We start from the raw sequence: 13,625 nt of genomic DNA on the forward strand, positions 1-13,625 counted from the left end.
GTTATAGTGGACGAATTTAAATTTAGTAACATAGAAGATATAAAAGCTGAAGAAAAACGCCTGTATGAGGAATATAAGCAAAAACTCAATGAGCTAAAAAAAGTTCAAAAAGAAAAAGAGGCCGTAGGACAAGTACTTACTAAAGGTCTGCTTCCAATTTATGTTCTTTATATATTAAGTTTGGGTCCTACAAACGGAAATGATATATCTCATAAAATAGGAGAAAGAACTAATGGCTTATGGGTTCCTAGCACTGGCGGAATATATCCTTTACTAAAGAAGTTTGAAAAAGAAGATCTTATACTCGGCGAATGGGATGATCCTAAGAAAAAATTCATGAAAGTTTACACTCTTACAGATAAAGGTTTCAAAGAATTTAACAACAGAAAATCTCTCCTAAAAATTAAGATAGAAGAAGCATTAGATGTTTTTAAAATAATTTATTCTGATTTATATTAGAAGTATTTATACAATCAGATTCTCAACTTTATGTACTGATTTTTCGTCAAAATATTGAAGTAAGACTTTTATAAGTCTTACTTTTTTTATTCTTTATAAATTTATAATTCAATTAGATAAGGCTATGTTTAAGAATATTGTTGAAATTAATTGGTTATACAGAAGATGCTATATGAGCGAGCAATTACAATTAAATGATTTTTTCAGTATAAATATTTATTAAAAGTAAAGACTAGTGTTTATAAAAAAGATTTTTTTACGTATATAAATTTAGCAAAGAGGTGATTTTTTGAAAGGAAAAGTTTTAGACATGAACAAAACCGATGCTTTCATATCTTTAGAAGATGGAAGCACTATAGATTTAGATGTATCTAGGCTCTCTCAAAATGTTAAAGTTGGCGATACAGTTGATATACCCATAACTATGAGGAATTCTGTTGATACAAATTCCTTCTCACATGATAAGTCTAACAGCAATAAACAAATTGATTTTTTCTAAAATTTGGAGTATAATAATGCTAAATTAAAACAGTGTGCTAGGGGTGCCTTAAGGCTGAGAGATGACTTCGTTCATTAACCCTCATACCTGATCTGGATAATACCAGCGTAGGAAAGCGTTATTGATAGTATATCAACCGTATTCCGTCTGGAATACGGTTTTTTTCTCTCGCTTTTCACTCCTTAAACACTAAAAGGGGGATTATTATGATTAATTACTTTAGTCAAATGGTTAAAGAATTTTTTGAGGGACTATCTAAATTTAGCAGTTTACCAAAAAATTTAGCAGACATCTTTACAAACCCTATGAATGTTATAGCATTATTAGGTTGTGCAGTACTAATAGGAGTTTTTGCAGCCTCAAGGAAAATTAAATTTGATGCAAAGCTTATAGCAAGAATTGCCTTAGCACTTGCTCTAGCTACTATTCTACAAGCGCTTAAATTATATCACTTTCCTCAAGGTGGAAGTGTTACTCCTGGAAGTATGATTCCTATAATACTTATCGGGCTAATATATGGTCCATCTGTTGGCCTTCTAACTGGATTTTTATATGGTTTGATAAATCTTCTTACTGATCCTTATATTGTTCATCCAGTGCAATTACTATTTGATTACCCTTTAGCATTTGCTGCTCTTGGTTTATCTGGTTTCTTTAAAAACAGCAAAATACTAGGTGCAAACACAAAGTTGTTAGCATGTATTATTGCAATTTTCGGAAGGTTCCTATGCCATTTTATATCTGGAGTTGTATTCTTTGGTGAATATGCACCTGCTGGTACATCTGTATGGATATATTCCTTAACTGTAAATGGCTTAATAATGGGCGCAGAGGCAATCATATGCGTTATAATACTTTATTTCCTACCAGTTGAAAGACTTGTTAAACAAGCCTCTCTAGGCTCATATTAGTGAGGTATTGATATGGTCATAGTAGATATAGCAGTAATGCCATTAGTTCCATGTGCAAGTGAAGATGAAATGTATAAAGTAGTAGATAAGGTAATTGAGTATATAGGACAATCAGGGTTAAAATATGAAGTTGGTGCCATGAGTACAACTATTGAAGGTGAATTGGACAAAGTATTTGAAGTAATAAAAAAAGCTCACAGGATACCCTTTGACCTAGGAATTGACCGAGTAGTAACTGTTGTTAGACTCGATGAAAGGTATGGCGGTATTTCAATTGATGAAAAACTAAAAAACCATAGATAATTAAAGTAAAAAAGCAGTGCTAAAAGCACTGCTTTTTCAATATAGTACTATTCTACTGATATTGCATTTACAGGACAACTTTCTTCAGCTTCCTTAGCTGAATCCTCTACTCCTTCAGGAACATCAGGATTTACCGCTGCAGCTTTTCCATCATCCTCCATATCAAATACCTCTGGGCAAATAGATGGACAAAGTCCACATCCAATACAAGTATCCTTATCTACGTCAGCTCTCATAAAACTTCCTCCTCAAAAATAATTAACATCTATATTATCTCCTAAAGGTTTCATTTTATGTCTAGAAAATGATAATTTAACAATGAAACTTGAATATTTAATTAATAGCTTTATTAACGCATCATGTTGAAATGAATTGAATAGTCATCCGATGCTTTAATACTGTTAGGGCTAAATTTAAGGTTAATTCATATCACAGAAGTCTTTTAATATAATCCTGCAAAGAGCATTTCATATAAGGCATTATCTGCTACGTAACCTTCTGCTTTTCCTTCTTCTAAAGCCTCAGTTAAATCAACATTTATCGGCAACTCACAGATAAGTGGTAACCCTAAATACTCTGCATGTTCTTCTGCAGATTTTTTAGAAAATACTCTCATCTTTGTACCACATCCATCACATTCTATGTAAGACATGTTCTCTACAACGCCTCTTATTTGTACTCCAACCTTTTCAGCCATAATAACAACCTTTTTAACAATCATTGAAACCATGTCTTGAGGAGTTGATACGACCACAATTTCTGATATAGGAAAACTTTGCATTACTGTAAGAGCTATGTCACCAGTTCCTGGTGGCATATCTATCAGCAAGTAGTCTAAATCATCCCATACAGTATCAGTGTACATCTGATTTAGAACCCCAGTTACTACAGGTCCTCTCCATATAACAGGCTGAGCTTCTTCAGCTGTAAGCAAATTCATTGATATTACCTTTATTCCCATTTCTGTTTCAACAGGAATAAATTTAAAGTTGTTATTATCATCTATTGGTAGCATTTGTGCTCGCTTTTCATTGATCCCAAAGAACCTTGGCATTGATGGACCTGTTATATCAGCATCTAACACTCCAACTTTATACCCTTTCTTTCTCAAGTGAGTAGCCATTATACCAGTAACAGTAGATTTTCCAACTCCACCTTTTCCACTTATAACACCAATTATATTTTTAATATTACCGTATTTAGGCATAACCTTAACACATACATTTGTACCGCTTTTAGCGCTTGAACATTTATCTTTACTTGCACATGTTGAACAATCTCCCATTTATAGTACCTCCTATTTTCTACCAGGTATCTGGCTTTTTATCTAATACGTTTATTTGCCATGCATTAAAATCATCATACTTACAATCTACATAGTAATTTGTTTGAGAATTATCTTTTTTATTTGTTATAGTTACTATAGTTTTAAATGTTTTAGTCTTATACCCTTGATTTTTAACGCTAATTATTACATTGAACTTATCTGAATTTTTATCCACCAACTGGCCATTTGGAATTATGGATTTTATATCTCGTTTGAACTGCTCTAAATCAGTAGATAAGATGTACTGCGCACAGTCCCTATCATCAGAAATATCTATCCCAATACTTCCATCATCTTTCATCAACCCATCTTTATTCTTTTTTATAACCTCTAATATAGAAGAATAATATACATTTTCAAATTCTCTAGGTTTCCTGATAAAAGATAAGTTTTGTATTATATCATTATCTAGTCGCTTTGGAACTACGTATATAGATTTATCATCATAAAAATTGCCGGTTTTCTTATCATATATACCAACTACATAATTAAACTTCTTTACTTCTTTTCCCATTTGCATTTCAAATACATAATCTGGTGCAAGAGTGGATTTTTCACTTACTGCTTTTGCAGAGGATAATAAATCATATATCTCTGATATAGTACTCTTGTCTGTTACAACAAATCTAAATCCAGTATCTCTAGTGCTCTGAATCACTATTTTATCAACTTTATTTTGTTTTATATATTCGAAATCTTTATTTTTACTTCCAAGCTTACTTTGTATTGCTTCAGTTACACCACATGATACAAATAACGCTGACACTAAAACAAATATCATTAATAAAATAATGCTCTTTCTACTATTCACTTTGTACCAAACTCCCTTATAGATATAATAATTGTAACTAAACTCATATTTTCAGGCTCATTCTCAAACTAAGAACAATACATAAAGGAGAAGCTTAATACTTCTCCTACCTTCCTCTTACTTAAATTATAATACTATAGGGTTCCTAACTCAACTATTAATTTATATCGGTCATTATTTATTCTGGGTAAAACTCTCTACAATAACATCGAATACAGAATTTAAACTTTCCTTATATTTGTCTTGTCCTATACTAAAATCCACCTTGAAGACTATTCCGTTTGCTTCACTAACGTAGTATGTATTGTGATATACTAGTTTTCCTTGATTTAGCTTTTCCTTATAGTCAACCTTTCTGCATTCTTTATCTTTTATCTTTATATTTACTATCTTATAATCTAATATCTTTTCATTATTTAATCTAACTTTGTCTTCTCCAGATATCTTGTCCAAATTTTCTTTTGAATTTAATAGCTGAGCATAGCCCATGACCCCTAATTCATCATTTTTAAAGTTATTGGAGTAAATTATATAATTTCCTGGATAAGATTTTTGTTCTGCAATCCATTCACTAGGCAATTTATACTGATACTTCCCATCATTTATTGAGTATTGCTTGAAATCAGTTATATTACTGTTCATTAAAGACACTATCCTCAATCTATCATTAAACCCTATTTGGACTACAAAAAGTACCGCCATAAGACTTATGAGAATCAGCATAACTCCCAATTGCTTTTTGTTCATAAACGCTTTCACTTTTTACCCCCTGTAATATAGCATTTTATACTCTAGTATATTATAGGTACAAGCCTTTTATTACAAAATTAAGGTGGTGAAAAGATAAACTATTTATACTTATTTGTTATAAGCAGTCTATCAAACTACACCACCTTGATTCTATTTCATTGGTACAACTATCATGGAATTTTTAAAATCATAGAACATTAGCCAATAACCATAATCCTTACCCTTCTTAGAATAAGGCATCCAAGTTACAAATCCTGACTTACCTCCATATGGTTGTTCTAACTTATCTTTAGTTCCAGGTACTGCATAAACCAAGTATTTAACTCTGCCCTCATCATCGCATTTAAACCCAATCATAAAGTATCCATATTTTTTAATGTATGGATAATAATTTATCATAGGATAATATACTACTGTGTACTTATTGTAGTTTGATATGTTGCACATAACGTCTAAATCTTTTACTGGAACCTTGTACCACTTACAGTACTTTATGTCTCTGAATCCACCAACTTCTTCAAAGTCCTGAACAACACCTTGGAAGAACTCTCCTATACTACCTCTTATCTCGAAGCTATTTTCTACATCTATTTCTATATCTTTTTCTTTTTCTTTTGCCTCAATAATTGACCTCTCATATTCATCAAACTTATGATCCTTAGGATCTTCTTCGTCTTCTCTATCGTTTATTTTATCCAAGTAACTTTCTACAGGCTCATCCTCTACTTCATTACTAGGAGTTTCAACTTCAACTCTATTTATTTCTTCCTCTGCCTCTAACTTTTTATCGGCTTTTTCAATAACTACCTTATCTTCTTGTGGAATCTCTTCTGGTTTTCTTGGATTCTCTTTAATTTCTTCTACAATCGGTTGCTGTAGTACTTCTTCTCTCTTTTCTTCTACTTCTTCTTTAATTTCTACTTTAACTTTCTTATCTTGCTCATATTCAAGTTTTTTATGTTCATCTTTATGATGATGCTCATCTTTACTACTTTCTTTTACTTCTACTTTTTCTTCTGCTTTCACCTCTGTCTTAACCTTTGCATTGATTAGTTTGTAAGCCTTCCAATCATCACTTGGCAACTCCCCATTCATAAATCCACCAAGTACAAAGGTCAACTTTCCATCCAATTCTTTTGCAAGGGCCGCTCCTGAGACTTTATCAAATAATATGCCTGCTCCACCGATATCATTTGCTAAATACTCACAACTTGTCTCAGCCTTACCTTGTTCAGATATGTTCACAGGACCTAGGTTTATTAATTGCTTATTATCTTTCTTTGAACAGATAAGGATCATGCACAACTTCCCATTATCTTTTTTTAAGTTCTGCGCATAGAAGGTTATCTTGCATTTATCATTTTTAGCCTCAATCTTTGCATAGCCTGACAAAGGCTTATCAGATGATACAGAATGACCTCTTTCATCTTCTTGAAGTATAATAAAACTCCTATATAATTTTCCGTGTGACAACTTAATAGTCCCTCCACATTATATTTATTCTTTATATTATATGTGTAAAGTCTTATAATATGATTGAAAAGGCTTCTATACAGTTGTCCCATTTTAAAAAGAAAAAACCTCTGTCTTTAACAGGGTTTTTCTATAGAATTAAATAATTACTAGTGCTATCACACTAAAAGCTTAATTAAATATTTTTATGTACATATAACTATTAACTATTATTCTTTTCTTCATATATTGAATCACTAAGAGCTGCAAATTCAGCAATACTTAGAGTTTCACCTCTTCTTTTAGGATCTATTCCACTATTTTCGAACGCCTTTTCCATATGCTCTTTTGTAAGACCTATACTTTTAACGGTATTCCATAAAGTCTTTCTTCTCATATTAAATGAATTTCTTACGACATCAAAAAATAGTTTTTCACTTTTTACATCTACTCTAGGTTTTCCAAGTCTATCTAACCTTATAACAATTGATTCAACCTTTGGCCTCGGAATAAAGCAATTAGGTGAAACATATCTTACAATTCTTGTATCGCAATAGTATTGGACAAGAACAGATATAGAACCGTATTCTTTACAATTAGGCTCTGAATTTATTCTTTCTGCAACCTCTTTCTGTATCATTATTGTTAGAGATTTAAAATTGTATCCTTCGTTCAAAAGTCTTACAATAATTGGAGTAGTAACGTAGTACGGAAGATTGGCTACAAGTTTTACACTCTTCTCTTCACCTATCAATTCATTAAAATCAACTTTTAATGCATCTTTATGAACTAATTGAAACTTAGGGTTATCTCCGAGTTCATTTTGTAATATTGGTACTAGCTCATCATCTAGCTCTATTGCTATTACCTTTTTTGCTTTTTTAAGAAGCTCTGCTGTTAGAGTCCCAACTCCTGGGCCGATTTCTATGACTAAATCATCCTCGGTTACTTCAGCTCCATCTACAATGTCTTGTAATACCGAATCATCTACAAGAAAGTTTTGACCTAAACTTTTAGTAAATTTAAAATTATACTTTTTCACTAATTCTTGCGTCTTTATATCTTTTATATCCATAAAATTATTCTCCTATACTTAACTTTTTATCAACCTTTTTCATAGCTTCCACAAATTCTTCTTTAGTTATTCCATAATTATTTAATCTGGAAAGCAGTTGGTTCCCATTTCCATATCCAATACTAAGTTCTTTACCTAAAAGAGCTCTCCTATTTTTAGCAGCTCCATCACCAACTAATTTAAAATATAAAAGGTCTTGAATGCTAAACTCTTCTCTTTTTTCCTTTTGATTAGCCTTTGCCTCAGTTAAAGCTCTTATTATAACTTCTGGCGTAGCATTTTCTACCCCAATGTCACCATCCTTTGTTCCATCCTCCCTTGCTATATAAGCATGTTTTATTCCTTCTACTCTTTTAGAAATTATTCGTCTTATCTTTTCACCAGCAAAGTCTGGATCAGTTAGTACTATTACACCTTGTCTTTTCTGTGCTTCTTTAATTCTATTTATAATCTTACCGTTTATTCCAAATCCACCTACAGCTATAACTTCAGCATCTACAGCTTTTTTTACCGCAGTAACATCATCTCTTCCCTCAACCACAATAACTTCTTTTATCACAAAAAGACTTCCTTTCCTTTTTAAATCATAATCTTAATTTAACTAGTTACACCGCTTCTGTCAACTTTATAAAAAAGTCGCTGAAGTGATCTTCTTCAGTGAGCTTTTTTAACGCATCTGCCTTTCCGAATGTATATGAGGAAAATTTGGCAGGCGAATAAGTTTTATTTTTTACTGTGTAGCCATAAAGAGCTTCTAAAAGCATTGAAATATCTAGGTTTATCTAACTTAAAAATTTTATAACTTCCTATACAGTAAAAAAGTCGCTGAAGCGATCTTCTTCAGTGAGCTTTTTTAACGCATCTGCCTTTCCGAATGTATATGAGAAAACTTACAGGCTAATAAGTTTTATTTTTTACTGTGTAGCCATAAAGAGCTTCTAAAAGCATTGAAATATCTAGGTTTATCTAACTTAAAAATTTCATACTCTCCTTAACAGTAAAAAGAAAATAGAGATAACTAGCCGTTATCTCTATTTCTCTATTATCCTTGACCTGGATAAGCAATAATATAAACATCTACGTTTCTTACACCCCACGAATTTGCATCACTACTTGAATTCATATAAAGATCTACCCTATTATTTTTAATTGCACCGCCAGTATCATGTGCAACAGCAAACCCATAACCAGGTATGTAAACCTTTGTTCCTAAAGGAATTACCCTTGGGTCTACCGCAATAGTACTAGTTCCACTTGCATTTCTCTTAGGTGTGTTGCCTGTAGCTGTACTTCCACCTCCAGTATAAGCAGTTGCTACTACTGAAAGCTTTTTCTTATAAGCTATTGAATCTCCTCTAGACAGCGCAAGAGTATTCATCGTACCCTTTACAACTACTTTATTCTGAGGATCCTTTACTACCTTTTCAGCTACTACTTTCTTACTTACCTCTTTGCCATTTTCAACGATAACTCTATAAGTAACTTCTTTTTCTCCAGGAGCACCTTCCTGAACCGTTTTTACAACGCTTCTGTCTAGATTGTCATCATTATTGACAACAGTACTATAATCCAACTGTTGACTTTCCTTTACAACCTTAGACTCCACTCTTACAACTTCTATTTTCATTCCTGCTGTTATTTGGGTGTTTATTGCTGGAGATATCTTGTCATATTCTTCAAGTTGTATCCCTTCAGCACTCAACATTTCATTTACGTTACCTTCGGCGGTTTGTATCTTTAGCTCTTTTCCATCAACCGCAACCTCTACATCAACTGCCTTTTTTATATTAATCTTTATATTGCTCTTCACAGATTGATCTAAAGATGGTTGAATTTTGTCCTTAGGGCCTAGAACTATACCGTTATCGTGTAATGCCCCTTTAACAGTCCCTTTAAATGTCGTTAATGTCTGTTCATTGCCGTCTATACTAACTATTACAGTCTTTCTCATGTTGCATATTACTATAACCAAGCTTGTTGCAACAACAAGCCCCAACACGATTTTTGCCTTAGGACCATTAGAAAAAATCTTTCTTAGATTGATTTTCATTTTTTCTACCATTTATTTTCCCTCCTTTGGCAAGAGCGTCTGTAGCATTATAACTTAAAATATCGATTTTTGTCAAATTTTAGCCTCTTGCTTTTTTGTTGACTGTCTAGAAATGCACCATCTGCATATTTTAAAAGTAAATAATAATTAAATAAAATGAGAGCATTAGTGAGGAAACAGTCACTTTGGGGAGTATTTACAGATAAATGGCCCAAGTTTATTACCTTATATATATATTAAATTCATCTTTTAGTTATTACTACTATTTTTATTTTCTGTTCCCATAATATGTAAAACTATAAAATATATTTTACCCTATACCTATAATTTTAGCAACTGTTTAATATTTTTTATAAATTGATCATTTATTTCTTTAGGTTCTAATCCTTTTATATCTGCTAACTTTTCAACAATATATCTGATATAATCAGATTGATTTCTCTTTCCCCTAAAAGGTACTGGTGCCATATAAGGACAGTCTGTTTCAACTAACATCCTATCTAATGGTACCTCCTTAGCAACTTCTAATATCTTTTTAGCATTTTTAAAAGTAACTACTCCAGTAAATCCTATGTAGTACCCAAGCTTCAAACATTCCTTTGCAAACTCCACGCTACCAGAAAAACAGTGCACTATACCCTTTACATTAGTAAATTCCTTCATAATTTCTAAGGTATCTCCGTGTGCCTCTCTATCATGTATCACAACTGGTAGTTTAAGCTCTTCTGCTAACTTCATGTGCGCTCTAAACACACTTTTCTGAACTTCCCTTGGAGGATTTTCTTCCCAATAATAATCTAATCCTATCTCTCCAATAGCCTTTACTTTTTTATTTTTGGCTAATTCCTTTATTCTTTCAAAACTACTTTCATTAAATTCATCAGCATTTTCTGGATGTATACCTACTGCAGCATAAAAAATATCATATTGCTCTGATAACTTAACTGACATTTCAGCTCCATATAAAGAAGATCCACAGTTAAGTACCCCGATTACACCATTGTCTCGAATATCAGTTATAACCTTTTCTCTATCATCATCAAAGGACTTATCGTCATAATGTGCATGGGTATCAAATATGTTAAATGCAAAATCACCCATAAATAGCCACCTTTCAAAATTTAATATATAAATTATTACATAAGATGTATAAGCTGTCAAACCAAGTTTTCAAATTATTCGATCAATTCGTGAACATACAAAACTGCTTCATATCTAATTATCACCCTATTTTTGTAAACTTATACATATTTTAAATTAACTTCCTATACTTGCAAGAACAGGAGATAGTATACCTAATACTCCTCCTAAAAGTGCTCCCAACCATGTAATAGCTGAAAGTTCCTTACTTGCTATATCCAATATTATTTTTTCAGCATAATCTACATCGAAGGAATTGATTTGATCTTCTACAATTTTAGGTATGTCAATTATATGTATAATATTAGAACCCTCATCATTAATGAATTTATCATATATATTTTCTATCAAATTACTTAATTCATCATTAATGCTTCCATCATAACTATTGAGCAACTTTGTTATTGAAGTATTAGATATTTCTTTGATAAGCACATCTATAGCACGGCCTATCTTTTCTTCAAAAGCCCCACTCATAACAAGTGTTTTAATCGTACTTCTTATGTACTTTTCTATTCTGTCCTCATAGTTTTCAGCTAATAATATCAATATATGATGATACGACTCAAAGCTGTCTATCTTATCTAGAATCAGTTTTAATCCGCCTTCTAACACATCAGAGGTTATTAGCCTTTCCACTGCTGAAGCCGATAATATGTCTATTAAGTTTTTTCTTGAATCCTGAGGAATCCCATAAAGCACGTCTTTTACTTGCTTTTTTCCAAAGCTAGAAATTATAGTTCCTATATATGAAACCAGTAAAATCTTATTATCATCATCTTCAATATAACTATCTATGGCTTGCAGAAATTTGTCATATACCGAATCCACATTTAAAAACATTGATACTAATGGATTCATCCCAGATAAAACATTGTTTTTTATTGCTTCTTTAACCTTTTCCTCTACCTTATCTTCCCTAAGTATAGATGATACTTGCTTAGAAATACCATCTCTTTCATTATAAATATATGTATTTATAGAAGAGAATACCTCTGGAGGAACAATGTCCTCTACCTTCATACTTTCACTAACCAAATGATCTAATGATTGATTAATATTTTGATTAATATATTGCGCAATTTTAGATTTATCAATTACTTTTGGCATGTCATTAAGTATGTTATTATAGAATCCCTTTCCCGAAGACAATTCTTTTAGCTTACTGGGTTTTTCTAACAAGGTTATATTAATTTTATTCATAATAAATTTAGATGCTGAATCTATAAACTCTTCATTTCTAAATTTAGTAAGCGCATAACTGGAAGCTTTAACTTTAAATCTAATCTTTAGTTTTTTATAATAGTCTCCAATCTTATCTTCTAGAACTTCATCTAAATCTTTATCTAAACTCTTAGCACTGCCTATCTTCTTTTCAATAATACTCTTTAAGTGATTTTTTATATTATCATTACTTAAAGCACTAATCATAACGTCATTAGTAAGAAGATGATTTCCAACAGTTTCACCAACACTTCTAGAAATCCTCGCTTTTTCTTTAGGTATGAGCCCTGGTGTAAAAGGTAACTTAATACCAAATAACCTTTTCTCATAGTGTGGTCTAAAAAGCATTTTTATAGCTACCCAATTTGTTATATATCCGATTATAGCGCCTATTAAAACTCCAAAAAAGTATTTCATACTAATCCTCCCTTACTAGAACTTATGAATTGAAGTTGTATATGTATATTTCTTTAGATATAATATCTATAATATATAGATGAACTAAGTTTTACATATAATACTTTTTATAAACTTTAACTTATAAACAATGCATCTATTTATGATAAACAATTATTTTATATGGTTGGTGATATTATGAATGACACAAGTTCAATAATTATAAAGCTTCAAAGATGCAAGTTATTCTCACATTTTACAGAAGAGAATCTAAAATCTATTTTATCAAACAACAAAACCTCTCTGAAATCTTATACTCCGAATGATGTTATATTTATCGAGGATGAGCCTTGCAATCATCTTAGTGTAATATTATCTGGAAAAATTGATATACAAAAACTCGATTCAGACGGCAATGTCCTCATCGTTTCGACCATGGAAGACGGAAACGTATTTGGCGAAAATCTATTATTTGGGGATAGAAACCAATACCCTATGTCAGTTATATGCAAAGACGTTTCTGAAGTACTTCATATATCTAAAGAAAAAGTATATGAACTTTGCGAAACAGATCATATTTTCATGTTGAAATTTTTTAGAATTCTTTCAAACAAAGCAGTTGCCCTAAGCTCAAAACTTAAGCAAGTAAGCATGAAGTCTCTCCGCCAAATGATCTGCCACTTTCTAATGGTTAAATACAATAAATCAGAAAGTTCTTTAATTCAATTAAATATGACTAAGAAAGAGTGGTCTGATAAGCTTGGCGTCCAAAGACCATCTTTGTCTAGAGAATTAATTAAAATGAAAGAAGAAGGACTTATTGACTATGACAGAAGATCAATAACCATATTAGATATAGAGGCTATTGAAGCTGAAAGTTAATAAATCAGTTCATAATTTTTTTATTTTTTTGACATCAAATCGACATATTAGAGGAGTATATTTATATATGTAAAGTAGCTAAGCGCTAAATAATTTACCCCTTAAAACCATTTATAAATAGGCTAAAGCCCTTGAAAGTTTGTTCCCCTTACACAGACTTTCAAGGGTATTTTTTTACTGTATAGAAAATATAAAACTTTAGAACTAGCTAAATCTAAAGGCTTCAATTGTTCTACAGTGTTTTTAATAATATACAGTAAAAAAAGAAAACTTATTCGCATGCCAGATTTTCCTCATATACATTCGGAAAGGCATATGAGGAAAAAAGTCGTTGAAAAAAGTCTCT

15 protein-coding genes and 1 riboswitch are annotated in these 13,625 nt (G+C 31.5%); of the genes, 5 read left to right on the top strand and 10 right to left on the bottom strand.

Features of this window, described 5'->3' with window-relative positions; genetic code table 11:
• Positions 1 to 6 precede the first annotated feature (6 nt).
• From bsdtw1_RS20400 to bsdtw1_RS20415, 4 genes are all read left to right on the top strand, one after another.
• Positions 7 to 459: a PadR family transcriptional regulator gene (locus bsdtw1_RS20400; protein WP_183279326.1), complete on the top strand. Its 453-nt coding sequence runs from the start codon at positions 7 to 9 to the stop codon at positions 457 to 459.
• 289 nt (positions 460 to 748) lie between these two features.
• Complete coding sequence (locus bsdtw1_RS20405) at positions 749 to 958, top strand: hypothetical protein (protein WP_183279327.1); 210 nt, start codon at positions 749 to 751, stop codon at positions 956 to 958.
• Between the two features lie 29 nt (positions 959 to 987).
• Positions 988 to 1,089, top strand: a riboswitch (TPP riboswitch).
• A gap of 75 nt (positions 1,090 to 1,164) precedes the next feature.
• Positions 1,165 to 1,869, top strand: a complete 705-nt coding sequence (gene thiT, locus bsdtw1_RS20410; RefSeq protein ID WP_183279328.1) for an energy-coupled thiamine transporter ThiT — start codon at positions 1,165 to 1,167, stop codon at positions 1,867 to 1,869.
• 12 nt (positions 1,870 to 1,881) lie between these two features.
• Positions 1,882 to 2,172, top strand: coding sequence for an MTH1187 family thiamine-binding protein (locus bsdtw1_RS20415; protein WP_183279329.1), 291 nt, complete (start codon positions 1,882 to 1,884; stop codon positions 2,170 to 2,172).
• Positions 2,173 to 2,219: 47 nt separating this feature from the next.
• Here the strand turns inward: bsdtw1_RS20415 and bsdtw1_RS20420 are convergent, their stop codons facing one another.
• The 10 genes from bsdtw1_RS20420 to bsdtw1_RS20465 form a co-directional block, all read right to left on the bottom strand.
• Positions 2,220 to 2,408, bottom strand: coding sequence for a ferredoxin (locus bsdtw1_RS20420; RefSeq protein ID WP_183279330.1), 189 nt, complete (start codon positions 2,406 to 2,408; stop codon positions 2,220 to 2,222).
• 206 nt (positions 2,409 to 2,614) lie between these two features.
• Entirely contained in the window at positions 2,615 to 3,457 is an 843-nt protein-coding gene (locus bsdtw1_RS20425) for an Mrp/NBP35 family ATP-binding protein (protein ID WP_183279331.1), read from the bottom strand.
• A 19-nt stretch (positions 3,458 to 3,476) separates the two neighbouring features.
• The gene (locus bsdtw1_RS20430; protein ID WP_244638198.1) at positions 3,477 to 4,310 is read right to left on the bottom strand and encodes a YhfM domain-containing protein; all 834 of its coding nucleotides are present in this window, start codon (positions 4,308 to 4,310) and stop codon (positions 3,477 to 3,479) included.
• A gap of 174 nt (positions 4,311 to 4,484) precedes the next feature.
• Positions 4,485 to 5,069 carry a hypothetical protein gene (locus tag bsdtw1_RS20435; RefSeq protein WP_183279332.1) on the bottom strand — a complete coding sequence of 195 codons (585 nt, stop codon included), beginning with the start codon at positions 5,067 to 5,069 and terminating at the stop codon, positions 4,485 to 4,487.
• Positions 5,070 to 5,210: 141 nt separating this feature from the next.
• Positions 5,211 to 6,533, bottom strand: a complete 1,323-nt coding sequence (locus bsdtw1_RS20440) for a DUF7922 domain-containing protein (protein ID WP_183279333.1) — start codon at positions 6,531 to 6,533, stop codon at positions 5,211 to 5,213.
• A gap of 202 nt (positions 6,534 to 6,735) precedes the next feature.
• On the bottom strand, positions 6,736 to 7,587 hold the full coding sequence (rsmA, locus tag bsdtw1_RS20445; protein WP_183279334.1) for a 16S rRNA (adenine(1518)-N(6)/adenine(1519)-N(6))-dimethyltransferase RsmA: 852 nt from the start codon (positions 7,585 to 7,587) through the stop codon (positions 6,736 to 6,738).
• A 4-nt stretch (positions 7,588 to 7,591) separates the two neighbouring features.
• The gene (gene rnmV, locus bsdtw1_RS20450) at positions 7,592 to 8,146 is read right to left on the bottom strand and encodes a ribonuclease M5 (protein WP_183279335.1); all 555 of its coding nucleotides are present in this window, start codon (positions 8,144 to 8,146) and stop codon (positions 7,592 to 7,594) included.
• Between the two features lie 483 nt (positions 8,147 to 8,629).
• Positions 8,630 to 9,649: a resuscitation-promoting factor gene (locus tag bsdtw1_RS20455; RefSeq protein ID WP_183279336.1), complete on the bottom strand. Its 1,020-nt coding sequence runs from the start codon at positions 9,647 to 9,649 to the stop codon at positions 8,630 to 8,632.
• A 309-nt stretch (positions 9,650 to 9,958) separates the two neighbouring features.
• Positions 9,959 to 10,738 carry a TatD family hydrolase gene (locus bsdtw1_RS20460; RefSeq protein WP_183279337.1) on the bottom strand — a complete coding sequence of 260 codons (780 nt, stop codon included), beginning with the start codon at positions 10,736 to 10,738 and terminating at the stop codon, positions 9,959 to 9,961.
• Between the two features lie 156 nt (positions 10,739 to 10,894).
• Positions 10,895 to 12,418: a DUF445 family protein gene (locus bsdtw1_RS20465; RefSeq protein ID WP_183279338.1), complete on the bottom strand. Its 1,524-nt coding sequence runs from the start codon at positions 12,416 to 12,418 to the stop codon at positions 10,895 to 10,897.
• Positions 12,419 to 12,595: 177 nt separating this feature from the next.
• Between bsdtw1_RS20465 and bsdtw1_RS20470 the strand changes: the two genes are divergently transcribed.
• The gene (locus tag bsdtw1_RS20470; protein WP_183279339.1) at positions 12,596 to 13,279 is read left to right on the top strand and encodes a Crp/Fnr family transcriptional regulator; all 684 of its coding nucleotides are present in this window, start codon (positions 12,596 to 12,598) and stop codon (positions 13,277 to 13,279) included.
• The last annotated feature ends 346 nt before the right edge of the window (positions 13,280 to 13,625 follow it).

It is taken from the genome of Clostridium fungisolvens (assembly GCF_014193895.1).
Taxonomy (GTDB): domain Bacteria; phylum Bacillota; class Clostridia; order Clostridiales; family Clostridiaceae; genus Clostridium_AR; species Clostridium_AR fungisolvens.